The sequence below is a fragment of the uncultured Thermanaerothrix sp. genome (assembly GCF_938028735.1).
GTDB lineage: Bacteria > Chloroflexota > Anaerolineae > Anaerolineales > Anaerolineaceae > Thermanaerothrix.
This window is the reverse complement of the sequence record NZ_CALIMF010000012.1, coordinates 60,952-85,717: the sequence shown is the minus strand read 5'-3', so window position 1 is coordinate 85,717 and position 24,766 is coordinate 60,952. Positions and strand designations below refer to the sequence as shown.

The 24,766-nt window shown below is 53.0% G+C and carries 23 protein-coding genes; 4 read left to right on the top strand and 19 right to left on the bottom strand.

The features are described from left to right. Positions 1-7: 7 nt before the first annotated feature. From uvrC to Q0721_RS06835, 4 genes are read right to left on the bottom strand one after another with little or no spacing between them, the layout of a single operon-like run. Positions 8-1,879, bottom strand: a complete 1,872-nt coding sequence (gene uvrC / locus Q0721_RS06850; protein ID WP_299027335.1) for an excinuclease ABC subunit UvrC — start codon at positions 1,877-1,879, stop codon at positions 8-10. A gap of 44 nt (positions 1,880-1,923) precedes the next feature. Next, entirely contained in the window at positions 1,924-3,573 is a 1,650-nt protein-coding gene (locus tag Q0721_RS06845) for a gamma-glutamyltransferase family protein (protein WP_299027332.1), read from the bottom strand. A gap of 15 nt (positions 3,574-3,588) precedes the next feature. After that, complete coding sequence (gene selD / locus Q0721_RS06840) at positions 3,589-4,647, bottom strand: selenide, water dikinase SelD (protein WP_299027329.1); 1,059 nt, start codon at positions 4,645-4,647, stop codon at positions 3,589-3,591. A 9-nt stretch (positions 4,648-4,656) separates the two neighbouring features. Then, positions 4,657-5,688: a prohibitin family protein gene (locus Q0721_RS06835; protein ID WP_299027326.1), complete on the bottom strand. Its 1,032-nt coding sequence runs from the start codon at positions 5,686-5,688 to the stop codon at positions 4,657-4,659. Positions 5,689-5,941: 253 nt separating this feature from the next. On the opposite strand from Q0721_RS06835, the gene Q0721_RS06830 reads away from it, so the two are divergent. Then, positions 5,942-6,811, top strand: a complete 870-nt coding sequence (locus Q0721_RS06830) for an MBL fold metallo-hydrolase (RefSeq protein WP_299027323.1) — start codon at positions 5,942-5,944, stop codon at positions 6,809-6,811. Between the two features lie 13 nt (positions 6,812-6,824). Here Q0721_RS06830 and Q0721_RS06825 read toward each other — a convergent pair whose 3' ends face one another. The 15 genes from Q0721_RS06825 to Q0721_RS06755 form a co-directional block, all read right to left on the bottom strand. Continuing rightward, positions 6,825-7,544: a glycerol-3-phosphate acyltransferase gene (locus tag Q0721_RS06825; protein WP_299027320.1), complete on the bottom strand. Its 720-nt coding sequence runs from the start codon at positions 7,542-7,544 to the stop codon at positions 6,825-6,827. After that, complete coding sequence (locus Q0721_RS06820) at positions 7,541-7,999, bottom strand: M67 family metallopeptidase (RefSeq protein ID WP_299027318.1); 459 nt, start codon at positions 7,997-7,999, stop codon at positions 7,541-7,543. The genes Q0721_RS06825 and Q0721_RS06820 overlap by 4 nt, the downstream gene beginning before the upstream one ends. Next, the gene (locus Q0721_RS06815) at positions 7,999-8,817 is read right to left on the bottom strand and encodes a hypothetical protein (RefSeq protein ID WP_299027315.1); all 819 of its coding nucleotides are present in this window, start codon (positions 8,815-8,817) and stop codon (positions 7,999-8,001) included. Before Q0721_RS06815 ends, Q0721_RS06820 begins: the two co-directional genes overlap by 1 nt. 68 nt (positions 8,818-8,885) lie before the next feature. Further along, complete coding sequence (locus Q0721_RS06810) at positions 8,886-10,205, bottom strand: thymidine phosphorylase (RefSeq protein WP_299027312.1); 1,320 nt, start codon at positions 10,203-10,205, stop codon at positions 8,886-8,888. Positions 10,206-10,235: 30 nt separating this feature from the next. Further along, a complete protein-coding gene (locus Q0721_RS06805; protein ID WP_299027309.1) occupies positions 10,236-11,396 on the bottom strand; it encodes a glycosyltransferase in 1,161 nt (386 codons plus the stop codon). Positions 11,397-11,450: 54 nt separating this feature from the next. Beyond that, positions 11,451-12,233: an RNA-binding cell elongation regulator Jag/EloR gene (jag, locus tag Q0721_RS06800; protein ID WP_299027306.1), complete on the bottom strand. Its 783-nt coding sequence runs from the start codon at positions 12,231-12,233 to the stop codon at positions 11,451-11,453. 24 nt (positions 12,234-12,257) lie between these two features. Further along, positions 12,258-13,055 carry a YidC/Oxa1 family membrane protein insertase gene (locus tag Q0721_RS06795; RefSeq protein WP_299027303.1) on the bottom strand — a complete coding sequence of 266 codons (798 nt, stop codon included), beginning with the start codon at positions 13,053-13,055 and terminating at the stop codon, positions 12,258-12,260. A 20-nt stretch (positions 13,056-13,075) separates the two neighbouring features. Next, on the bottom strand, positions 13,076-14,137 hold the full coding sequence (locus Q0721_RS06790) for a PQQ-binding-like beta-propeller repeat protein (protein ID WP_299027301.1): 1,062 nt from the start codon (positions 14,135-14,137) through the stop codon (positions 13,076-13,078). A 37-nt stretch (positions 14,138-14,174) separates the two neighbouring features. Next, complete coding sequence (gene yidD, locus Q0721_RS06785) at positions 14,175-14,447, bottom strand: membrane protein insertion efficiency factor YidD (protein ID WP_299027299.1); 273 nt, start codon at positions 14,445-14,447, stop codon at positions 14,175-14,177. Then, a complete protein-coding gene (rnpA, locus tag Q0721_RS06780) occupies positions 14,428-14,814 on the bottom strand; it encodes a ribonuclease P protein component (RefSeq protein WP_299027296.1) in 387 nt (128 codons plus the stop codon). The genes yidD and rnpA overlap by 20 nt, the downstream gene beginning before the upstream one ends. 60 nt (positions 14,815-14,874) lie before the next feature. Continuing rightward, complete coding sequence (gene rpmH / locus Q0721_RS06775; protein WP_299027293.1) at positions 14,875-15,045, bottom strand: 50S ribosomal protein L34; 171 nt, start codon at positions 15,043-15,045, stop codon at positions 14,875-14,877. A 113-nt stretch (positions 15,046-15,158) separates the two neighbouring features. Further along, positions 15,159-15,779: a glycerol-3-phosphate acyltransferase gene (locus Q0721_RS06770; protein ID WP_299027290.1), complete on the bottom strand. Its 621-nt coding sequence runs from the start codon at positions 15,777-15,779 to the stop codon at positions 15,159-15,161. 74 nt (positions 15,780-15,853) lie between these two features. After that, positions 15,854-16,528 (bottom strand): NAD-binding protein, encoded by a 675-nt coding sequence (locus Q0721_RS06765; RefSeq protein WP_299027287.1) that lies wholly within the window; start codon positions 16,526-16,528, stop codon positions 15,854-15,856. Between the two features lie 9 nt (positions 16,529-16,537). Next, entirely contained in the window at positions 16,538-17,188 is a 651-nt protein-coding gene (locus Q0721_RS06760; RefSeq protein ID WP_299027284.1) for a TrkA family potassium uptake protein, read from the bottom strand. 24 nt (positions 17,189-17,212) lie between these two features. Further along, on the bottom strand, positions 17,213-19,153 hold the full coding sequence (locus tag Q0721_RS06755) for an APC family permease (RefSeq protein WP_299027281.1): 1,941 nt from the start codon (positions 19,151-19,153) through the stop codon (positions 17,213-17,215). A 215-nt stretch (positions 19,154-19,368) separates the two neighbouring features. On the opposite strand from Q0721_RS06755, the gene Q0721_RS06750 reads away from it, so the two are divergent. From Q0721_RS06750 to Q0721_RS06740, 3 genes are read left to right on the top strand one after another with little or no spacing between them, the layout of a single operon-like run. After that, positions 19,369-22,533, top strand: a complete 3,165-nt coding sequence (locus Q0721_RS06750; RefSeq protein ID WP_299027278.1) for a response regulator — start codon at positions 19,369-19,371, stop codon at positions 22,531-22,533. A 6-nt stretch (positions 22,534-22,539) separates the two neighbouring features. Next, positions 22,540-23,784, top strand: a complete 1,245-nt coding sequence (locus Q0721_RS06745; RefSeq protein WP_299027275.1) for a response regulator — start codon at positions 22,540-22,542, stop codon at positions 23,782-23,784. 21 nt (positions 23,785-23,805) lie between these two features. Further along, entirely contained in the window at positions 23,806-24,765 is a 960-nt protein-coding gene (locus Q0721_RS06740) for an L-lactate dehydrogenase (protein ID WP_299027273.1), read from the top strand. Position 24,766: the final 1 nt, after the last annotated feature.

Sequence of the window (24,766 nt, the reverse complement as noted above, 5' to 3'; positions counted from 1 at the left end):
ACTCCCCCTACTCGCCAAGGTAGGTTTTCAGGGTTTGGGCAATTTCAGGGGTAACACCTTTGACGCTGGTCAACTCCTCCAGACTGGCTTGGCGGATCCTTTCTAGGCTGCCAAAATGCTGCAACAGGGCCTTGCGTCGGGCAGGCCCAATCCCAGGAATGGAATCCAGTTGGGAGACCAATCCCGCTTTCGTGCGCCGATTGCGATGCGCTGTGATGGCAAAACGGTGCGCCTCATCGCGAATGCGCTGTAGTAGATATAACCCCTGCGAGTGTCGCGGGAGCACCAGAGACTCCTTGCGCCCCGGCAAAAACAGCTCCTCTTGTTGCTTAGCCAGACCCACAACAGCAATCTTATCCTGCAAACCAAAACGCTGCAATACGGTAATTGCCCGACTCAACTGACCTTTACCGCCATCTACGATCAGCAGGTCCGGCAGCAACGCAAACGCCGGATCAGGCTTCCCACCGGGTAGCGCCGCATGTTCCTGCGCCGCCACATAACGGCGAAAGCGGCGGATGAGTACTTCCTCCATACTGGCAAAGTCATCCGGACCACTTACCGTCTGGATGTTAAAGCGCCGATAGTAAGCCTTCTTGGGTACCCCCTGCTCAAAAACCACCATGCTCCCAACCGCATAGGTTCCTTGCGTATTAGAAATATCGTAGCATTCAATCCGATTTGGGGGTTGAGATAACCCCAAGGCTTGTTGCAACTCGCTCAGCGCCTGGCTCTGACGATGTTTGTCCGCCTCCCACTGGGCTCGGAGTGCACGCAACGTTTCAACCGCATTTTCAGTTGCCATTTCTACCAACTCTTGCGAGAGGCCCTGACGAGGAACCAGCAACTCCACCTTAGGCCCTCCACGGCGATCCCGCAACCACTGCTGAATAATAGCCGCTTCTTCAATCTCGTGCGGAAGCAACACCTGTGCCGGCACACTTGCCGCTTCCGCATAAAATTGCTTGATAAATTCTGCCAGCACCTCGGCGTCCTCGCTATCCTGTGCTCCCTCCAGAATGAAATATTCTCGTCCGATTAGTTTTCCATTACGAATAAAGAAGACTTGCACACAGGCTTCACCGTCATCTCGGGCCATGGCAATTACATCCGAATCAAGTTGCTCGGTTGTGATGACTTTTTGCTTTTCTACTACCCGCTCAATGGCAAAAATTTGGTCCCGTAGCGCTGCCGCGCGCTCAAAATTAAGCCCCTCAGCGGCATCCTCCATTTCCTGGCGCAAGCGGGTAACTATTGGTTCGGTGCGACCCTCCAGAAACTGACACAGATCATCAATCATCTGGCGATAACGCTGACGATCAATCGCTCCAATGCAGGGGGCTGCGCATAATTTGATGTCATAGTAGAGACAAGCGCGCTCGTCCTTGCCAGTGATAGTGCGGTCGCAAGTGAGGTAGGGGAAGAGACGACGCAGCACATCCAGGGTTTGATGTACCGCCCACACGCTCGTATATGGCCCGAAGTAGCGTGAACCGTCGTTCACCATTTGCCGGGTAACGGTCACTTTAGGAAAATCATCCGCCCAATGAACTTTAATGTAGGGATAACGCTTATCATCCTTGAGACGCACATTGTAGCGCGGGCGGTATTTCTTGATTAGATTCATCTCCAGGATGAGCGCTTCCAGTTCCGACCCCACCACAATCCACTCAATATCTGCGATTTGCTGCACCATGCGCCGTACCTTGGGTGGATGGGCGACAGGGCTGTGGAAATAAGAACGCACCCGGTTGCGCAGATTGATCGCTTTGCCGACGTAAATTACCTCACCGGCAGCGTTCTTCATCAAATAACAGCCTGGTTTGGTCGGTATTGTTTCTAGAACGCTCTGTAAACGCTCATTGATTTCCGCCATCATGAAAATAATTGTACTGCTCCCCCGGGCGTGTGAGAATAGTGAATCTACACTAGAGGAAAGGCACATCCATCGGCACGCAGGTCACTCCCACCCCATAACACACCGGTCTCCCGTTCCCGCAAGATGATCTGCCCGCGTCCAAAGAGGGCGCGCACCATCCCGGTCACGCGCTCCACCGGATGTCCCATGGCTTGCAGGGCCCTCAGGGTCGCCTCAGGAATACCCTCCTCCAACGCCACCAGCCCATTGGCCCGTTGAGCATGCAGACAAAAGCGAGGCCGATCCAAGGCTGTCTGCGGATCCAAAGCATCATCAGCAAGTGCCGTCATTACCTGGACGTGCCCCTGGGGCTGCATAAACCCACCCATCACCCCTAGGGCCGCATACAAAGCGCCATCATCAGCATAGGTTGCCAAGGCAGGAATGATGGTGTGATAGGGTCGCTTTCCCGGCTGCCATGCATTCGGATGAGTCGGGTCGAGGCTAAAATTGTGGCCACGATTCTGCAGGCTAAAACCGCACCCACGCGGGACGATGCCAGTACCAAACCCCATATAATTGCTGTTGACGAACGAACAAGCATTCCCCTGACCATCCACCACGCAAAAGTATACCGTATCGGACCCCTGATGAGGGTTACCATAAGTCACCGCAGGCAAAGCCCGTTGCGGGTGGATCTGGGCTCGCCGTTTGGCTGCATAAGCCTCACTCAGGAGGGCTTCTACGGGAATGCAAGCAAAAGACGGATCTGCGACATAACGAAAGGCATCCGCAAAAGCCAGACGGAGGGCCTCAATTTCCAAATGAAGGCGATCAGGCGAAAGCGCCTCCAGTGAAGCGAGATCAAACCCGCTCAAGATATTCAATGCCAACAGAGCTGTAAGGCCCTGACCGTTCGGCGGACACTCCCAAACCCGCAGGTGACGGTAAGTAACTGCCAAGGGCTCATCCCAGGTGCTTTGGTGCTCAGCCAAGTCATCAAGCGAGAGACAGCCCCCAGCTTCTCTCACCGTGCTGACGATGGCTTCCGCAATGGAGCCTTCATAGAAGGCCCGCTTTCCCCCAACCGCAATTTGCTGTAGAACGCGGGAGAGATTAGGGTTACGAAAACGCTCCCCTGCCCGTGGCGCCCGTCCTTCAATCAATAATTCATGCCCGTTAAGAGCATGACGTAACTGGTCCTCTGCCCCTCGCTGCCAGAAATAAGCCGTTAACGGCGCTACAGGGAATCCCTCTTCCGCCAAGTCAATAGCAGGAATCAGCACTTTGACAAGATCCAACTGCCCAAACCGAGCATGCAGATCACACCAGCCTGCACATGCACCTGGCACCGTGATGGTATAAGGGTGAAAAGGGGGTAACCCGCTCTCAAAACCCTCTCTCTTTATTTGCTCCAGAGTCAAGTTCCGGGGAGCTCGTCCGGAACCATTCAACGCATAAACATTGCGTGTACCCGCCTCGTAATATAATGCAAAGCAGTCGCCTCCCAACCCAGTGGAGGTGGGTTCAGTGACTGCCAACACAGCAGCCATCGCAACAGCAGCATCTGCTGCATTTCCCCCTTGATCCATTATCCGCAATCCCGCTGCAACCGCTAATGGCTGCGAAGCCGCAGCCATCCCCCGTGTCCCCATCACGACCGAGCGCCGCGATGGGTAAGGCATGAATGAGGCTAGCGATTGAAAAACCGTCATAGTTCTTGGGGGCTGCTATACCACCTCAATTCCGCTTCCCTCAATCACCTCACCAATCACCCACAAAGGCTGCTCCCGGTCCTTTGCCAAGGTGAGCAGAGTATCGAGACGGTCTGTCGGTACGGCCATGAGTAAGCCGCCGCTCGTCTGGGGATCAAACAGCAACATCTGATTCGCTTCGTCAATCTCAGGCGCAAAACGGACCCGCCCTCCAAAGAACAGGCGGTTATCGGAGGCCCCCCCCGGGAACGTCCACTGTTCGGCATAAGCGCGGGCCCCTTTCAGGAAAGGAATGCGTTCAAAAACCAAACGTAGCCCCACACCACTACTTGTGGCCATTTCCAGCCCATGCCCCAGTAGGCTGAAGCCCGTTACGTCGGTAGCACAACGCACACCAACCTCACTACCGATCTCTGCAGCCAAGCGATTCAAGCGCATCATCCAGGAGATGGCCTCTTCCACATCTTCAGAACGAGCCAAATCGCGCTTCAGTGCCGTGGTGGTCACACCAAATCCAAGGGGTTTACTCAAAACCAACGCATCACCAGGGCAGGCCCCACCTTTAGTAAACATTCGTCGCAGATCAACCCACCCCAACACCACCAAACCGTATTTGGGTTCTTTGTCCTGGATCGTATGCCCCCCGGCAATGACCACGCCCGCTTCGCGGGATTTTTCCGCCCCGCCGCGCAAAATCTCACTCATCATATCATATGGCAGATTAGGGGGCAAAGCAGCGATGTTCAAGGCCAGAAATGGCACCCCCCCCATAGCATAGACATCGGAAAGGCTATTGGCCGCTGCAATTGCTCCATAGGCGTACGGATCATCCACAATGGGAGTGAAGAAATCCGTGGTTACCACAAGAGCGCGTGTTTCATCTACCCGCCAGACAGCCGCATCGTCAGGCGATTCCAGCCCAACCACCAGATTAGGGTAATCCTGGGGTTGAAAGATATTCTTAAGAGGGCGCAACACGTGCGCCAGCGCCTCTGCGCTTAATTTAGACGCTCAACCCGCACAAGTGGCTAGACTGGTCAAACGTATCTGGCGTCCTGAGGGCGGATTTACCATGGTTCTACCTTACGGTATGGGGGTTGCCTGAGGTTGTGGAGTAGGTAACGGCAGAATGAAAGGAGCATTGCTGGGCAACAGCAGGGCTTGAATGTTGGGCGAAAGCTTGGTGACATAGAGATAATTAAGCAGTTCAGGGTCTTCGCGCAGGGCTTCGGCAATGACTTTCAAGGCCTCAGCTTCTGCCCGAGCCTGAATGATGCGTGCCTCGGCCTGCCCCTTGGCTTCGATCACCGCAGCATCCGCCTTACCTTGGGCCACTTGGCGGGCTTGTTCAGCCTCTTGTTTCTTTTGCTCTACGATGAATCGCGCCTGTTGCGCTTGTTGTTCGGCAATTTGCTTTTGCTCTACCGAGGCTGCGTACTCAGGAGAGAATGTCACATTACGTAATACAAAATCCACCAACACCAAACCATTTTCTTCTAACTTTTGTGCCAGGGTGGCACGAATCCGATCCACGAGTTCAAAACGCTTGCCGCTGACCACCTCTTCCACCCCGTATTGGGAAATCGCATCGCGTACAACTCCCCGGGCCAAGGGTCGCACCAAGTCCCTGGCGTAACGGTCCTGCCATTTGATATGCACTTGAACCACTTTTGAGGGGTCCACGGCAAAAATGACTGAGGCATCCACGAAAATCTCTTGTCCATCGGCCGTACGCGCAGCGATCGAGTCATCTCCGCTTACTTGGCCTTCGCTCGTCACCTTGGACATGGTGTAAGTCTGGTTGGCAATAGGATACCGAACAACATATTCTGCAAAAGGAATCACCCAGCGCAAACCCGGCTCCAAAGCCTGCTCCCGATAGCCCTTAGGCGCAAGAGCCGAAATGACAACCCCCCGTTCCTGGGGTTCAATAAAGACCAATCCCGCCGCAATCAGACTGGAGAGAACTGCCAATGTAGCCGTGATCAGAATGGTTGTGCCTGCTTTGCGCATGGGCCGGTTCTGGGCAGCACGAACAATCGCCAAAACAATAAGCCCAACCAGGATAATCCATACCAATGAAGCAAATCCTTGTAACAGGCCGGCAATATTCATGAAATCCTCCGCTATGCGCCGTTGTTGGATATTATTATAACACCTGCTATTCTGCGCTTGGCGGTAAGCACAATCCTGTTCAGGTGTGACTCCGCCAAGCCACTGGTCACGCCTCATGACGGACTTCTCCAAGGCTCTGAAGAGCACTTTTTTGACATTTACCTAGGTTTGTGCTATTGTTAATCCCGTGATCCCTTCTCTGCGCCCGCAGAAAGATGGATCGCATTTCATCCTTTTCCACGCAGGTGTAAGCATGCAACGCGAACGCATCTCCGAGAATGTTTACTGGTTTCAGAGCGACATTTACGCCCAGGTTACCGCTGGCGCTGTGACGGGGCCCCATTGGGCTGTTTTAATTGATACGCTGGCTCTGCCGGAGGAGACACTGGCCATGCGCGCTTTTATCGAGGAGCAGTTAGGTGTCCCGGTGCGTTATATTATCAATACCCATTATCACGCGGATCATGCCTGGGGCAACGGCTTCTTCCCAGGAGCCACCGTCATCAGTCACACGTTATGCCGTCAATTGCTAGAGCAACGGGGGCCTGCTGCGCTTGAATCGGCCCGTCGTCAGAATGCCGCTTTCAAGCAGGTCAAACTGGTCCTCCCTCACCTGACCTTCGAGCAGGGCTCGGTGGCGCTACGAGTAGGCAAAAAGAATTTGGCACTGTTCCCGACCCCTGGGCACAGCGCAGATGGCATCTCGGTTCTGGTTGAAGAAGATCGTGTGCTCTTTGCCGGCGATGCCTTCCTTCCTCTACCTTACTTTGTGGATGGTGATGTGGACACGCTGGCAGAAACCATTCGCATGATTGGGAAAATGGGACTGGAAAACATCGTCCAAGGACATGGCGACATTATCTTGCGGGGCGAAATTGACGAAGCCGTCCGAGAAAACCTAGCTTACCTGAGCGCTGTGCGTAAAGCCGTGCGCGCCGCCCTTAAGCGCCGCAATCCTCAAGAGGCTCTGGACGCAATTGACATTGAATCCTGTGGCAAAAGCCACGTTTATCTGGGAGGATTGGCGCGGGAACTTCACCGCCGCAATGTGCGCTATTTGTATCGCCTGCTCAGTCGCGAGGAAAGTGCGCCAGTTTCCCAATCCACGCCGGGGAGCGATTAATAGAAAGTGGTCCCTATTGCGGAGTCGCGTTCTGGTTTCCAGAGTTAACAGAGTGCCCGCTTTGCTGCTGACGGCGCTTTTGTAGGTAAGCCCGCAGCCCTACTGCACGCTCGGTTCCTCGCCGCAGACGTTCCAAATTGGGACGCAAAGCATAAAGGACCACCCCCAAAACCGCAATACCGTAAAGAACGTACACCCAAGTGGACTCACCTCGCAGAGCACGAATCGCAAAGACCACCGTAGTAACTACTGCCACACTGATCGTCGTTACAGAGGCATAACCGACCAGGAAATACACTAACACACCCACGGGAAGGACATACATCCAAATCGGTGGCCATATGGCCATAGCCCCTCCAAAAGCAGTCGCTCCGCCCGCGCCACCTTTGAAGCGAATGCCACCCTGCTCGCGTTTTTCCACCAGAAAAGCCGAATAATTGTGTCCCATAACTGCCAAGACAGCCGAAGCCACTAGCACCCAAGGATTCTCAGGCATCAGGGCACGTGCAATCCATCCGGCAGCAACGCCTTTGAGCACATCCAAAACTGCGGTAATTACTCCGGCTAGCCACCCTGCTGCACGCATCACGTTAGTGCCTCCGGTGCGACCGCTGCCAATACGGCGTACGTCTTGGCGGCGTGCCACCCAGACGACAATAAGCCCAAAGGGAATAGACCCCACTAGGTAGGACCCCAGCAAACTCAGGATAATTTTCATTGCTGTTGGCATCATATGTTCTCCTTACTACCAAACCCTGCTTCGTTCAAAAAGTTACTCAGTTCTATTATCAAACGAGCTTCTTCATAGGTGCGCTTTTCAATGTTAATTTCAAAAGCTCGCAATCGCCAAACCTTACCTACCGGAGAGACGATCAGCATAAGGCTTTCGGGATAGGCAAACTCATGCAAGTCTGTCTCCGAGGGTGTTGCTGGTCCACGAGGATGTGAATGGAAGATGCCCACCAGATCTAAATCCTCGGTATCCAGCCATTCTAATGCCTTTAACAATTCAGCGGGATCCATCCTGAAACGCACCGGACTGTGAAGAGAATTAGTGACCGGAATCACCACCGATACAGTCTCTCCCTGCCCACCCAACAAACCGCAGGCTTCCTCAGGTAGGTGCTGGATGACGTGATTCAGGATCATCTTCTCTTGGGCCAACGACAAGCGCAATATCCGGGTCATTAGCGTCCAAACACAAAAGCCAATAAACCAAAAAGGGACATCATCACCAGGGGCTCTACCCAAGCACTACGCCAAGGGCGCCCTTCCTCCAACGCACCAGCCAGGCTGGTCAGACCGTAGGCCATGCCGGTAAGGATAAGCCCATACGAAAGGGGCCTCAAAGGGAGGTAGTGCAGCCCAGTTGAGATTTGAATGATTAGCATGCCAGTCGCTACCGCCCAATCCCATGCCCAGCGCTCGATCAGGCGTAAATAGAGATTGCGAAGAACAATCAGCACAATCGCAGGCACCAGCACCAGCCACTGCAGGTAAAGGCGCACACCCGCAGCACGCAGAGTGATCGCCAGTATCAGAAACAATGCAAACGACACGGCGGTAAGAGTCACATAGGCCCAAAATTGCCCCGCCCCCACACGCCCAGCCACGACATACTCTGCAGCCATGACAACGGTAAGTAGCACACTACCCAGTCCAAAAATCAGCCACCATTGAGGGCTCACCTGCAAGGTGCCCAATGGAACGCTAATCGCCCATGCCACCAATGCTGGGAGCGGCCAATGCACTAGACGATAGCGTATTGGCGGTCGCTCTTCACGCTCCTGAAGAATCCAGTCCATACCACTGACCACCAACAGAGTCACCCCAATAGCCGCCAGACTTGATGAGGTCAAAGGTAAGACAAAAAGAAAACCTGGTAGCGCCAAAGTAAGGGGCTCTAACTGTAAATGCAGAAAAGGGAGGGTAGCATAGCCAAGACAAACCATAGCCACTACTTGGCTGAAACGCGCAAGCGGCAAGCGCTCACCTTCAGACATCATAGGAGTCACCCTCTCAGCCAGATTTGAAACCTCCCCTTGCGCCATTACCCCTTCTGAAACCTAGCCCTTCAGTCACTTGGCACTTCTCCTACCACCCCATAGAAAAGAGGAAGAGGCTCAACTGCCACCTCACTCCACTGGCAGGCAGCCAGTAACCGCTCTTTAGCGAGCGCCAGACGATCACGGTGATTAGCGTGTACAACAAACAACGGCTGCCCCTCGGCTACGTAGTCGCCCACTTTATGTAATACAACTACCCCCACAGCATGATCAATGGGATCGCCTTTTTTGATGCGCCCGGCGCCCAAGAGAAGAGAAGTCTCACCCACTTGCTGGGCATCCACCTGGCTTAGATACCCATGACGTGGTGCAGTTACCGTTTCAACGAACTGCGCCTGGGGAAGACGTTCGGGGTCATCCACCTGGCTCACATCCCCGCCCTGGGCTATGACCAGGGTACGGAATTTCTCCCAAGCCCGCCCATCTTGAAGCGCTGTCTCAGCCATCCAACGCGCCGCCTTCAAATTCCTGGCCTTTCCACCCAGTACAAGCATATAACTGGCCACCACTAGACAATGCTCGATAAAATCTTGAGGTCCTTGACCACGCAAAGTATCAATGGCTTCTTTTACCTCTAGCGCGTTTCCCACCGCCTGCCCTAGCGGCTGATTCATATCGCTGAGCAGAGCAATGGTGCGCCGTCCGCTCAGTCTACCAATTGCAACCATCATTTCCGCCAGGTGGCGCGCTTCTTGAAGGGTGCGCATAAAGGCTCCCCGTCCCACTTTCACATCGAGAACAATGGCCTGGGCGCCCGCCGCAATCTTCTTACTCATGATAGAGGAAGCAATTAATGGGATAGAGGGGACAGTCCCCGTGACATCGCGCAATGCATAAAGAATGCCATCGGCAGGCGCCAGGTTCGCCGATTGTGCGCTCAGCACAATTCCATAAGTTTTCAAATTGTGGAGGAATTCCTCCACACTGAGCGTGGCGCGAAAGCCACGAATAGACTCCATCTTATCAATCGTTCCGCCACTAAAGCCCAGCCCACGACCGGACATTTTTCCGACAGGCAAGCCACAAGCCGCTACCGTAGGCTCGACTACCAGCGTGGTTTTATCTCCTACGCCACCCGTTGAATGCTTATCCACGGCAATGGGCACCACCTGGCTTAAGTCCAGCACTTCTCCCGAGTAAGCCATAGCCAGCGTCAAATCGGTGGTTTCACGCTCTGTCATTCCTCTCAATGTCACTGCCATGGCCCAAGCGGCAATCTGATAATCTGGAATCTCCCCCGAGACCATTCCTCGCACAAAGAATTCAATTTCCTCACGGGTTAATTCCAGCCCATCACGCTTCTTTATGATAATGTCCACCGCATGCACGTGTTTATCCTCCACGGACAAGTCACATAATTACAGCCAGCGAATTCGAGGTCTCACTAGGCGCCGTCCACGCCAGGTAGAAGCGCCTTGCAGAGTCAACCATAAAGAGTATAAACCAATAATTAGGCTGATACCTACCGTGATAGGGTAGAACAGTGTGAGATACAGAGGGATGCGTAAACGGAGATAGGCTACGCCGAACAGGAGAAAAGACAGCAAGATGGCAAAAAGAGCCTTTTGGGGGTCAGTTTCCGAAAATATTCCTAGCAAATGGGTTGTCATGACACACCAAGGCTGCAGAAATACCCACCCTAACCATCCCATAACAAATAGAAAGGGTAGAACCCGATAGCTGAAAACCCCAAATAGATTTTTGGAAAACCCCTGAAAAGCCTCCTGCCAGGAATGATACATACGGCAACGAACCAATTCCCCCCCATCCATGAGACGCCACCGATATCCTGCCGCAATTGTTCGGCGTCCTAACGCCATATCATCCACCACATCATCTCGAATAGCAGCATGACCGCCAATCGTAAAATACACTTGGCGTCGCATGAGCATAAACTGTCCAATCGTAAACGATAAAGCGGGCCAGCGCAGGTGAAAAGCCAGCCCCAGAGGATAAAAAGCCATCATTGCCCAGAGAAAAAAGGGCTGGATGAGGCGCTCTCCCCAGGTTTGCATAACTTCGTAAGGAACTAATGAGAGAAGATCAATGCGCTTTGCCTCAAAAGTTGCCACGGCAGTGCGTAGTGCATTAGGGGCCAGCCAGGTATCCGCATCCAAAAATAGCAGAATCTCTGCCGAGGCAGTCTCTGCCAGTTGTTGACAAGCCCAATGCTTGCCCAACCATCCTTCTGGTAAGGGGGTTCCTCGCAAGTAGTGGAAGCGCTCATCTCTGGCTGCAAACTGTGCTGCTAATGCCCCGGTAGCATCGGTAGAATCATCATCCAAAACCCACACCTCGAAAGCACCAGGGTAATCCTGTGTACGAAGGCTTTCCAAGCAATACGGAAGGTTAGCAGCCTCGTTCCGCGCCGGGATTAACACCGCTACCTCCGGCCAACGAGAAGGCTCGCAGGAAAAACGAGGTTTCCGAAAGGCCCATAGATTTGAAAGAGCAATTACCAGAAGCACCAGCAGAAAAATGATGATGCCATCCTGTGGATTGCTCCAGTGCAAAGCCATCGCGACTCCAAAACAAACCTCCCCCGCATGGGGAGGTTTTTAAAAGAGACTCGATTAGGAACGTCGGGCCGGCCGCTTCGGTACGATAGTAACTTTGCGGTTGGGCTCCTCCCCAATGCTCTCAGTCATCACCTCGGGGTGGTCCCGTAGCTCCAAATGAATGATGCGACGCTCATTGGCCGGCATTGGCTCCAGCACCTGACGTCGCCCCGTGAGCACCGCTTGTTCGGCCATCCGTCGTGCCAGAATACGCAATTGACGTTCGCGCCGGGCGCGATAGCCCTGAACATCAATGACAAGGGGCACCCAAACCCCCATCTCGCGGCTGACAATCAGACTACTGATGTACTGGAGGGCGTTCAGGGTTTCCGAACGGCGCCCAATTAAGATGCTCAAATCATCCCCCTGGACTTCCACCCATACAACCGACTGGGCATTCTCCTCCTGTGGAGGCTGAATGCGCACTCGCAGGCGTGCATGCACTTTCATGTGATCCAACAATTCACCGACCACCCGCTGCGCCACTTCGACGGCCTTGTGCTCATCCCATTGTCCCAGCGGCACCCCCGACTCGGTAAGGTCTTCTCCTATGGCACGCGGTGGGGCCCCCGCTTCTGGCACAGTTGGGGTGACCTCAGCCTGAGCCTCGCTAGCCGTCTTTACCGAAAGTTTAACTCGCGCCTGGCGGCTGCCGATTCCCAAGAACCCCCGACTACCGGGATCTAACACTTCCACACTTACCCGATCCCGAGAAAGTCCTAACTGATTTAGTCCACGTGCAATGGCCTCTTCAACAGTCGGCGCAATGACTTCCAGAGTCGTTCGCTCTTGTTTCATAAATTCCGCCTCGTGTGCAGTTTTTTACTTTTTAGCGCCCGCCTTCGATGGCTTCTCAGCGACCCGTTTTGGCAAAATGTTCTTCCAGTTAAGTTGACCAAGCATGGCGTACTGGAGAATACCGATTAGGTTAGAAACAACAAAGTAAAGGGCCAGCCCCGAGGCCAGGGTTAATGCCAGGTACCCCATTAAGAACGGCATGTATAAATTCATCATGTTCGAGAACATGGCCGACTGATCTTTTGGGTTAGCACTGGGCGGGGTCATTAACTTGCCCTGCAAGTAGGTTGTCACGGTGACTACAATCGCCAGCACCGGAATCCCAACAGGGAGGAAGGGCAATACCAAGCGCTCAGGTAGGCCTAGATCCATCCACAAAAATTGACTGTTTAGAGGGATGAGAGTTTCAACCTTCAGCAACGCTGGGTAGATATGACGGATCAAATTGAGCAGTTCAATCGGCGTGCTGGCTAACGCGATGATCAGGCTTTGATACAAGCCAATGATGATCGGGAACTGAATCAGGGTAGGCAGACATGAAGCAAACGGGTTGATCCCCAATTCTCGATAGAGGGCCATTTGCTCTTGGGCCAATTTCTCGCGATCGTTCTTGTACTTTTCCTGAATCTTGAGCCACTTTTCATTCTTCTGCAGTTCCTGCATGGCCTTGGCGCCCTTAATCTGCTTGACCATTAAGGGGTGCGTGACTAGACGTATCAGCAACGTAAACAGAATGATCGCCAGGCCAAAATTCTGTCCAACCAGGTTGTAAATAAACAGCAACACATTTACAAAAGGCGTAATTATTAGCGCATCCCACATAGTTTATTTACCCATCCTACCTATTTTGGAGGCTCAAACGCCCAGACTTGCTGCCCAGTAGGGGCCAGTGCCTGGACTAAGATTTTGCCCTGCGTGACGCCCACCAACAACCGACCATTGGCAATCACAGGGCCGTTATAAATCTTGCCCTCGAGGGTCACCATCCATTTTTGAATCCCCTCTTCAGTGAAAGCAATCACCTTGCCGCTTTCGGTGGTAAAAATTACCTGCTCTTCCACCCAAGTCGGCGCGCCGGTAAGGGCCTCACCCAAGTTGTTTTCCCAGAGCACGGCTCCATCCAGGGCCGACAAGGCGTACACCTTTCCTCCTAAATCGCCCAGATAAAGGCGATCGCCGTGAAGGAGAGGCTGCGACCAAAAATTGTGTTCAAAGGCCTTCTGCCAGACCACGCTTCCATCCTCGGTTCGAATGGCCAGCACATTGCGCGCCAAAGTTGAGATGTAGATGATCCCCGTATCGCTCAAAACCGGGGAGTAAATAACAGCCCCACCCAAGTCTCGCGCCCAAATCTTCTGACCATTGGCCGGATCCAGGGCGTACAAGTAATGATCCATTGAGGCTTGGTAGATATACCGCCCATCACTCACCGGCTGTGACCATAGAGCTTTGGAGGCCCGAAACTTCCAGACCAAGTTGCCTTGCAAATCTAAAGCATAAAGGTTATGATCCGCATTCGGAGCATAGATGCGTCCGTCCAATACCAACGGGCTGGCAATCCAGCGCCCTTGCGCCCCAGTAAATGCCCATTGTTCCTGCCCAGTTTGCGGCTCCAAACTGTGCAGAACAGCCAAGTAATCGCCTACAATGAGGTGTCCATCCGCCACCACCGGCGCCGCAAAGAAAAGCCTTTGCCCTTCTGCCTTTTCCGGGAAGCGCCAGATCATGCCTCCGTCGTCCGTGCGAAGCGCATATACATGATTACCATAGGCTACATAGGCCACATCATTAACCACTGTCACTCCCGGCCAGCTCGATGAAGCTAGCACCCCCGAGCATCCCCCAAGCAACAGTGCCACCAGCAGTAAACTCGCTAACAAGAAAATCTTAGGCAAACGCGTCATTGACTTCATCCCTGCATCTAGCATAGTGAATGATATTTCACGGTACCGGGTCGTAACCACCCGGGTTGAACGGGTTACACCGCAAGACTCGCCAAATCGCCAGCACGGTTCCCCTAATGACCCCATGTTTATAAATGGCCTGGTAGCCGTAATGAGAACAAGTGGGGTAAAAACGGCATGTATTCGGCGGTAATGCAGGTGAAACAAGTTTTTGATAGAGACGAATCAGGGCTAATAACAGCCACCGCGGAAGCGTGAAAAGATTTAGCGGTAGATCCCGCAAGCGAGGTTCATTCGGGTAATCGTTCATGATTGGATTCAACGTGATCCTGCATAGATAACGGTTGCCATAGGCCACTGCGTCTTAGCAAATGGCTCATAATCTCCAGAAGGACACTAAAAGGGGCCTCGACCACGCCCGGGCGGGCGTACACAACCACATCCCATCCCGACTGAAGATATGGGAAAAGCTGTTCGACGCAAGCGCGCAACCGCCGTTTGGCTCGATTGCGTCGAACAGCCTTGCCCACATTGCGCCCGGCCACCACAGCAACTCGTGAATACGGCAACCCATTGGGAGCGAACACTAGCGCCATTAGTGGATGCCCAAGAGATTTCCCTTCGGCTCGAACGCGTTTGAAGTCGCTTGCCCGCTTCAGCCGGTGCTTGCGCTCCACTCGTGCACCCTATTGTCGAAAATATAGGCCGGGCCTGAACCATTGACCTCCAAACAGAAACTACCAACGAATCTTCTTAACGTGCTCGTTCATGGTCACTGTAACGCGATAGCGACCTTTGAGACGGCGCCGCTTTAGCACTTTGCGCCCATCTGCCGTTGCCATGCGTGCACGGAAACCATGCACTCTGACTCGGCGGCGGATTTTAGGTTGGTAAGTACGCTTCGGCATTGCTAGTTCACCTCATATCTTATATGGTTCAATTCAGCAAAAATGAATTATACCCCAAAATTGGGATGGACAAAGCGTTCAGCCGCTTTTCCGATTGGCGGGTAGATAACACCTTACACCTTTGGCAGGTGATAGTGAGCCTCATCAGAACTGGTGTTGGCCTGGGCCTGTACCCAAGCACGGTGAGAGCGATCAATAACATATTTCTTGAACGGGACGGTGAGAACCATGACAATGGAAGCAAGAATAAGCGCTGGAGGCTCCTTAAGCACGAGGGCAAACGAGATTAATAAGCCTATCCCTACGCCTAAGCTGAGATCAAGATGCTGCGAGAACGCATAAACCGCCAAGAAAGCCACCAACGCCCCAAGAAACTCTGCTGGCATCAGAACGAATAGAATTCCGAGTATCGTTGCCAACCCTTGACCACCGCGAAATTTCACAAACACCGGGAAATCATGCCCAAGAACAGCACAGCCGGCTGCTAGTAACTGCCATTCAAGCGGATATCCCAACTCTCGTGCCAATAATACCACCAGGATACCCTTGTTGAAATCCACCGTGAACACGATAAGGCCATAACGCCACCCCAGAACTCGGGCCACGTTGCGCGCCCCCATGTTCCCGTCTCCCAAATAACGAATATCCTTCCCCAGCACCGCCTTGGAGACCCATACCGCCGTGGGAATGGAGCCCATCAAATACGCCACCACTAACACAATGACCCTGGCCATTGTAATAACCTCCTCACTCCCATGAATAGAATTCTGGCCAGAGGGGATATAAAATCATGGCTTAGATAATAAGGCTAGGTTTCTTCAGGCGGCGAAAGTAACTCGGCCAGTTGTTTGGCGCCCTCGTGATCTATCACTGCCAGAATCTCATCCCCTGGTTCAATAGCTGTCACCCCACGAGGCACAATCACTTCACCATTGCGAATAATGGCTGCAATCACGCAATGCTCTGGGAGTTTCAAATCTTTAATCGGGATGCCAATAACTCTTGCGCCCGGCAGAATCTTTTCTTCCACCAACGAATAATGCCCACGGCGCAATTTCAGCAAGGTGAGCATATCCCCTAATGACATTTCTTCTTCAATAATTGCCGCCATAATTTCTGCCTGGTTGACTGCAACATCTACATGAAACTTTTCATCAAACAACCAAGCATTATGAGGGTTGTTGATGCGCGCGATGGTACGCGGCACCTGGTAGCGGCAACGGGCAAAATAGCACAGTGTTAAGTTGATTTCATCTGATTGCGTACAAGCCGCTAAAACATCGGCTTCGCGAATCCCGGCCTGTTCCAAGACCCACGGCTCGATTGGATTCCCCTCGTAAACCACTTCGGTAGGTAGTTCACGGTGAATGCGTGCTAACACGTCCTTACGATGTTCAATTAAGTGCACTTTGTGATTCTGGCTAACCAAAATGCGTGCCAGTTGCGCTCCAGTACGACCACCACCCGCGATAATCACAAACATAGCCTCACCTCATCCCTCTTGTAACGTCTTACGCAGGGCTGTGATCCCTTCAAACGTCGCGCCTACCACCAACACATCCCCGGTCATTAAGGCAAATTCCGGTGCTGGTAAGAACGCCCGTCCAGCCCGACTGAGCGCCACCAAAATGCATTCCTTTGAGGGCACCAGTTCCTTTATGGGATGACCGTTCCAGGTTTCCGGGATATCCACCTCATAAATTTCCACTTCACCATTACCAGCGGAAAACACTGCCCGAATATCCCCACCGGCGATTAATTCCTCGATGCGCTGCGCCCCCCATGAGGTTGAGCTCACAGTTTGCAACCCAAAGGCCTCAAAAATCGGGCGAAAGTGGGGATCGTAGTTACGCACCACCACATGTGGGAGGTGGTAAACCGAACGCGCGATGTGCCCCACCACAGCATTCAGCGGATCGGAGTTAGTCACAGCGGCCAAAGCATGCGCCTGCTCAATACCTGCTCGCATTAGCACGTCCTGCCCCATAGCGTCTCCCTCATGCAAACGTCCGCTGAAATCCGGAGGCAGGTTATTAAAGGCTTGCGGATTTGCATCAACCACCGCTACTTCGTGCCCGGCCTTGAAAAGGCGATAGGCCAATTGTGAACCTAACCGACCACACCCGACAACGATGATATTCATCCCGTATCAACCTCCCCAGGCATCTCAATCAATCTGATAGGGCACGCTGGTGATTACCAGATCTTTGTGGAAAAGCAACGCTGCCCGTAAAGTTACCGCGGCTCGTGCATGCAGCAGGCCACTCCACCAGTGATGAGACACAAACTCCGGTACCACCACGGTGATGACCTCATTGGGCTGACGCTGGCGATGCACCTCATCAATGTATTCGAGAAGCGGTTCAATATAGAGCCGATAAGGAGAATCCAGTACCACAAGTCGGACTCCATCCCCCCACACTTCCCATTTTCGCCGCACTTTCTCCGCTTCTTCGGGATCAATTGAAACATGCACTGCGGTGATATCATCCGACAGCGTTCGTGCATACCGCAAAGCAGCCAAGGTTCCGCGGTGCACTCCAGAAATGGGCAAAATAACCCGATGGCGCGCAATACGCGGCGGTGCGCCATAATGCTCCAATGAAAGCCGCTGAGCAACATGACGATAATGGGTTTCAATAGCAGTAAACATCGCCACCAGAGCGGGGATGACCAGCACTACAATCCACGCCCCATCGGCAAATTTGGTGACGGCGAAAATAATCATCACCACGCCGGTGCACAAGGCCCCGAAGGCATTAATAAACATCTTGATCCGCCAGGCTGGATCATAGCGCAGCGTGGAACTACGCTCTTGGATTTCCTCACCCGGCTTGAGATGCCCCACTTTCCACCAGCGGTGCGCCATCCCTGCTTGTGAGAGGGTAAACGAGAGAAACACGCCAATCGCATAGAGCGGGATCAAGCGCGTCACGCTGGCGTTAAAGACGATAATCAGCACCGAAGCGAGAACGGCCAAGGTGACAATCCCCCGCGAGTAAACCAGACGACTGCCGCGGAAGGTCATCTGACGCGGCATAAGACTATCTTTAGCCATAAAGGCACTAAGGCGAGGAAAATCTGCAAAAGAAGTATTGGCTGCCAAGATCAAGATCACGGTTGTAGCCGTGATGGTGGCAAAATAAAGAAGCCCGCGCTCTCCGTAAATAGTGCGCGCCAGCTGAGAAATGACCGTTTCAACCTCAGAAGGCACCGCCTGGATATGGGCGCTCAGAAACGAGATTCCCAAGAGAAGCGATCCTAAGATGGTAGACATAATAATAAGGGTAACGCCCGCATTATGCGAACGCGGCTCCTTAAAGGCAGGAATGCCATTGGATATGGCTTCGACCCCAGTGAGTGCTGCCGTTCCACTGGCAAAGGCTCGCAGAAGGAGGAAAATCGAGAAGCCCTCCCCCAAATGCAACACCTCAATTGGGGGTGGATTCTGCACTACACCTAAGGTACCTGTAAGGTAGCGAAATAGCCCCACCCCAACAGTGAGGTACATGATCACGATAAAATAGTATATAGGGATGGCAAAGGTCGCCCCAGATTCCTTCACCCCTCTCAGGTTTATCACCATAATGAAGAGTATAAAGCCAACCGAGATCCAAACCCGCCAGGGGAAAAGCACAGGATAGGCGGAAACAATTTGCGCCACCCCTGAAGAAACTGAGACCGCGGCCGTCAAGATGTAATCGGTCAATAAGGCTGCCCCGGCAACGCGTGCCGGCCACACACCCAGGTTCTCCCGTGAAACAATATACGCTCCGCCGCCGTTGGGATAAGCATGAATGGTTTGCTCATAGGAGAGGGTGACAATAGCCAAAAGAATAACAATCGCCAGCGAGAGCGGGAAGACATAACCATAGGCCATTGTGCCCAAAACGGCCAAAATGACCAGCATTTCTTGCGTGGCATAGGCCGTTGATGACAACGCATCCGAGGCAAATACCGCCAGGCCGATGAATTTACCAATGGTCTGGTGAGGGGCATCTGCGGTAGGAAGCGGACGACCGATTAGCCAAGTACGCCAGGAACGCGGAGGCTTGTACTCTGTCTCGCGGCGTACAATCGTAGTACTACCACGGCCTTCAATATTCATAGAAAACCTTTAGGTCTCCTGCTCTCACCGTCTAACAAAGCCCTGGATTATACAAGCATTTAGTTGCCGTGTCAATTATAATATGAGAGGAAGTGGCCGATTCTCTCCATTGCGCATCGCTCGGGGGCCAACGATGCAAGTCCATAGCCTCACCCCCTTAGATGTTTATACGTACGCTCCTCTTTTGTTAACCAAGATTCTAGCGCTCCCTGGCGATGTTACCATTTACTTCTTCCCCCTCTGCTCAATCACACCCGCCGTTAGTCTCACCATGGCTATTCCGCTGGCTTCAGGTTGCCGGTTGGCTGGCCTTGTGCTTCCCCGTCCTGCTCACCGGGCTTATCCTCTCATCACGCCATCTTCCCCTTAATCCATCTATATTTCTCGAAATACAGACTGAGAGTCCCTTACTATGGTTAGTAGATATCCTTGCCCTTACCATCAGCGCGACCTTGTTCAAAGCCAGCCACGACCTTAGCCGCTTGAATCGCCACACCCATGCACTTTCTATTACCCTTGGCGAACGAATGGGAGAATTACACGCTATTAAGGAGCAAGCACAGCGCGAAATTCTGGAACGCCACCAGGCTGAAACGATCATCAGCCGTGCCAAACGGGAATGGGAAATCACTTTTGATGCAATTCCCGATCCGATTATCCTGACCGACTCCACCGGGAAAATCATCCGCTGCAATCATGCTACCACCGTCCGTCTCAAACAGTCTTACACAACCCTCATCGGGCAGGCAATGGATGTTTACTTCCCGGGGGTGGTAGAAGCCTTCCAAAATCCCGATGTATTGCACTTACCTCTGTCCATGCCTTCACAGTACGGCTGGTTTGAGGTCACAGCACATCCTTTCCAATTGGGAGACAATGCCCAAGGGCAAGTTTTCATTTTTAGGGATATCGAACAACATCGTAAGGCCGAGGCCGAAGTTCAGCGACAGAAGCAGTACTTTGAAGGCATCTTCCAAAACAGCCCGGTGGCCATTGTAACCCTGACCCTGGATGGAGCCGTGATGGCCTGCAATCCGGCTTTTGAACGACTCTTTGGCTATTCTCAGGTAGAAGTGATTGGGGGGAGATTGGACAACCTTATTACCCCCGAGGCTTATCAACACACAATTCAAGAATTCAACTGGCGCGTTCAGCGCGGCGAGATTTATCATAGCGTCTCCCGCCGTATGACCAAAACCGGACAACTCATTGATGTGGAAATTTTTGGTGTGCCAGTTATCGTCCACGGTCAGACACTGGGTTTCCTGGTACTTTACCACGACATCACCGAATTAGTCCGCGCACGTCGCAAAGCTGAGGAAGCCGACCTGGCAAAAAGCGAGTTTCTAGCCAATATGAGCCATGAGATTCGCACTCCCCTTAACGGCGTTATTGGGATGCTTAGCCTGGCTTTGGAAAGTGAGCTCTCTCCTGAGCAAGCCGAGTATCTTCGCGCCGCTCTCGAAAGCGCCGAAAACCTGCTAGGGCTGCTAAACGACATTTTGGATCTTTCTAAGATCGAGGCGGGGCGCATGGAATTGGAAACGACCGATTTCAACCTGCGCACCGTCATGGAAGGGGTAGCCAGTACCCTGGCCCAGCGCGCGGCTAGCAAAGACCTTGAATTGATTTGCCATATTCCCCCTGATGTTCCCACCCTGCTACGCGGCGATGCCAACCGCCTACGCCAGATCTTGACCAATCTGGTGGGAAACGCGGTTAAATTCACCGAAAAGGGCGAAGTTGTCTTACGGGTCAAGCGGGTTTCTGAGTCGCCCACCCATGCAACTCTGACTTTCTCCGTCCAAGACACTGGCATCGGCATACCCCCTGAACGCCAGGCCGCCATTTTCGAACGGTTCACACAGGCCGATATGTCCACCACGCGGCGCTATGGAGGGACAGGGTTAGGGCTAGCCATTTCCGCCCACCTAGTGGAATTAATGGGAGGCAAGATCTCCCTCATCAGCGAACCCAACCGCGGTAGTCTATTCTCTTTCAACCTTACGCTGCCCAAACAGGAAGTGGCTCGCGAAATGCCACCTGCTGCCTTGCTTGCCCTGCCGCCACAGCGGATTCTGGTCATTGAAGAAAACACTCACAACCGATTGCTCCTCTCAGAGATCGTTGGCGCCCTGGGCTGGCAGATCACTACAGCCCGAAGCCCCGAAGAAGGGTTACGCATCTTAACTCAGAAGGGTATCGCCCAATCACCGTTTGACCTGCTTTTTTTAGACGTTCGTTTTCTGGAATCCCATGGCGAACGCCTAATAACGCGCTTGCGCGCCACACTCGCCCCTCACGAACTTCCCATTATCCTGGTGGCTTCCCTTAACCGCGCTTACATACGATCCCAACTCCAAGACTTGCAATGCCAGGGACTCTTATTGAAACCCATTCGCTTGCAAAACCTCTTCCAAGCGCTGCTCTCAATTTATGCCCTTCAACCCACTCTTCCTGAGCCCGAAATTTCTCAGTTGCCCCACAAGTCAGTCCCTCGGGATAGATCCATTCTTTTGGTAGAAGATAACACCATCAACGCCAAGGTAGTGATCAATCTACTGAAAAAGGCCGGTTATCAGGTGGATACTGCTGAAAACGGCGCCCAAGCACTGGAAGCCGTTCAGCGAAAAGCCTACGATTTGATCCTAATGGACGTTCAAATGCCAGTCATGGACGGGCTGGAAGCCACCCTGCGCATCCGCGCTCAAGAAGGCAATGCCCATCATACGCCCATCATCGCGATGACAGCCCATGCTTTTCACGAGGACATTCAGCATTGCCTGGCCTGCGGAATGGACGATTACCTTGCTAAGCCCCTCAAACCCCATCTCCTTTACGAAACCATTTCGCGCTGGCTTCAATCGCCCCCTACCCATCAGGCAACACCCCTAACCCCAGACACAACGATCCTGACCGAGGTAAATGCAACAACCCCACCTGCAAGGCTTGCTCAAACCGCCCCATTAAGTCAACAAATGACCTCTGCAGTCAACCAACCTTTTCCCCTGGGACATCCCCAATATCTGGAAAGCATCTTGCCGCGTTTTGGCAACGAACCCGCCTTCTTTATCGAGATGTTTGAAGCCTTCATTGAGCAAACCGCCCAGAAAGTCAAGGAACTACGCCAGGCAGCTCAAAGAAATGATTCCACTACGCTGAAGCGCCTGGCTCACAATCTGAAGGGCGTAGCGGCCAATTTCGAAGCCACCACGCTTGTGAAACATAGTGCCACCTTGGAACAACTGGCCCACCAACATCAATTTGAAGGTGTCCCCGCGTTGATCGAGGCCGTTGCTGATGCCCTTACAGAACTACGTCAACATTTAATCGACATAAAAGCCACCTTACGAGTTTCACCTCCTAAGCCGGAAGGATAACCCCTCATGCCAACCGTTCTATTAATCGAAGATGAAATTATCTATCACCGCATGCTGGAACACGCGCTACGGCCACTTGGGTTTATCGTTTATGCAGAACTCACCGGAACAGAAGGTCTGGAGGCTGCGCAAGTCGTTCACCCGGATATCATTATCACCGATATTAACCTGCCGGATATCTCGGGTTACGAGGTAACCAAACGCCTGCGTCGTGATCCACGCTTTGCCCATGTGCCGATTATTATCTTGACCGGCCAAACGACCCTACAAGATAAACTGGCCTCCTTTGAGGCAGGTGCAGACGATCACATCAACAAGCCCTTTGAACCCGAGGAACTCATTGCACGTATGCGCGTCCTGCTCAAACGGGCTGAGTTGCTGAGGCAGGCCCTGCCCAGCGGTCCTGCCCCCACTCCGGTGCGTCAAGCCCGCTTGCTGGCCATACATACCCTACGCGGCGGCATAGGGGCCTCTCTCTTGGCTGTCAATCTGAGCATCGGATTGCGGGAACTGTGGAATGCCCCAACCCTTCTCCTCGACCTCGCCATGCTCGCCGGTCAGGACGCGCTTTTGCTCAATCTCCCCCTGCGGCGCACGTGGGGAGACCTTGCCAATATTGCTCCTCAGGAATTGGACTTGGAATTACTACAATCCATCATTGTTACTCACGAAAGCGGGCTTGATCTTATCGCTGCTCCCACCACTCCCACTCAAGCCGAGATGATCTCCAGCGAAACACTCACTGCCGCACTGGGTATCCTACGCCCTCAGTACGAGTATATCGTGGCCGATCTTCCCCATGATTTCAATGATGTGACGTTACAGATTCTAGACACGGCAGACGCTATCATCATGCTGGTTGCCCCAGAATTATCATCAATCCGCGCAGCCGCTGCTGCCTTAGACACCTACACCAAACTTAACTACGAAAAGGATAAAATCAAAATTGTGCTTAACTACACTTTTCCACGTTATGCGTTGCCCCGCGACAAAATCGAAGTCGCATTAGGACACTCCATTACTTTAGTGTTACCTTACGTTCCAGACCTACTGGTTCAATCCATCAACTTGGGCAAACCTATCCTGTATCATCTGCCGGGTGAACGTTTCAGCGAGCTAATTGAAGATTTTGCCTTCTACCTTAGTGCTCCTAGCCATAAGAGGTCCCAGCCCACCACACCCACCCCAGCCTGGAAACGCGTCTATAACCGGTTTCTAAAAGCCCGTAAATCGGCTGAACGTACGCATTAATCCAATCCAAAGGAGGTCACAATGGTTTCTCATTTCAAACGTCCTACCCGAATCGCCATCGTAGGCACCGGGAATGTCGGTGCCACCTTTGCCTATGCCTTGCTACTGAGCGGTCTAGCTTCTGAGATTGTGTTAATTGATGCCAATCGCGCCAAGGCGGAGGGAGAAGCGATGGACTTAAACCACGCAGTCCCTCTCCTGCCCCAACCTGCGCGGGTTTGGGCCGGCACTTATGAGGATTGTGCTACTGCGCTTATCACGGTGGTTACCGCTGGAGCCGCTCAACGCCCCGGTGAAACTCGCCTGGAGCTGGTTAACCGCAATGTGGCCATCTTCAAGCAAATTATCCCCGAAATCGTGCGTTACAACCCGAATACCATCCTTTTGATCGCCACGAACCCAGTGGACATTCTGACCTACGTGGCGCTGAAACTCTCAGGATTTCGCACGAATCATGTCATTGGCTCTGGCACCGTGCTCGATACAGCCCGCTTTCGCTACCTGCTAAGTCAGCACTTTGATGTTGACCCGCGCAGTGTACACGCGTATATTATCGGCGAACACGGAGATAGCGAGGTTCCTGTCTGGTCGCTGGCCAACATCGCGGGGATGCGCCTACCCCAATACTGCGCTACTAACCAGATGGAATGTCAACCCCATATCCTGGAGGAGATTTTCCAACAAACGCGCGATGCCGCCTATCAGATCATCGAGCGCAAGGGAGCCACCTACTACGCTATCGCCTCCGCATTGGTGCGCATTTGCGAATCCATTATCCGTGATCAAGGGAGCGTACTTTCTGTCTCGAGTTACCTTGAGGACTATTACGGCATCAGTGATGTATGTTTGAGTCTTCCCAGTGTAATTGACCTGGATGGCATCGAACGGGTGATTCGCCTGGACCTGAGCCCAGAGGAAGTCGAAGGCTTACGCAAATCTGCGAGCGTGTTGAAGGGGATCTTGAATTCTCTTGAACTGTAAG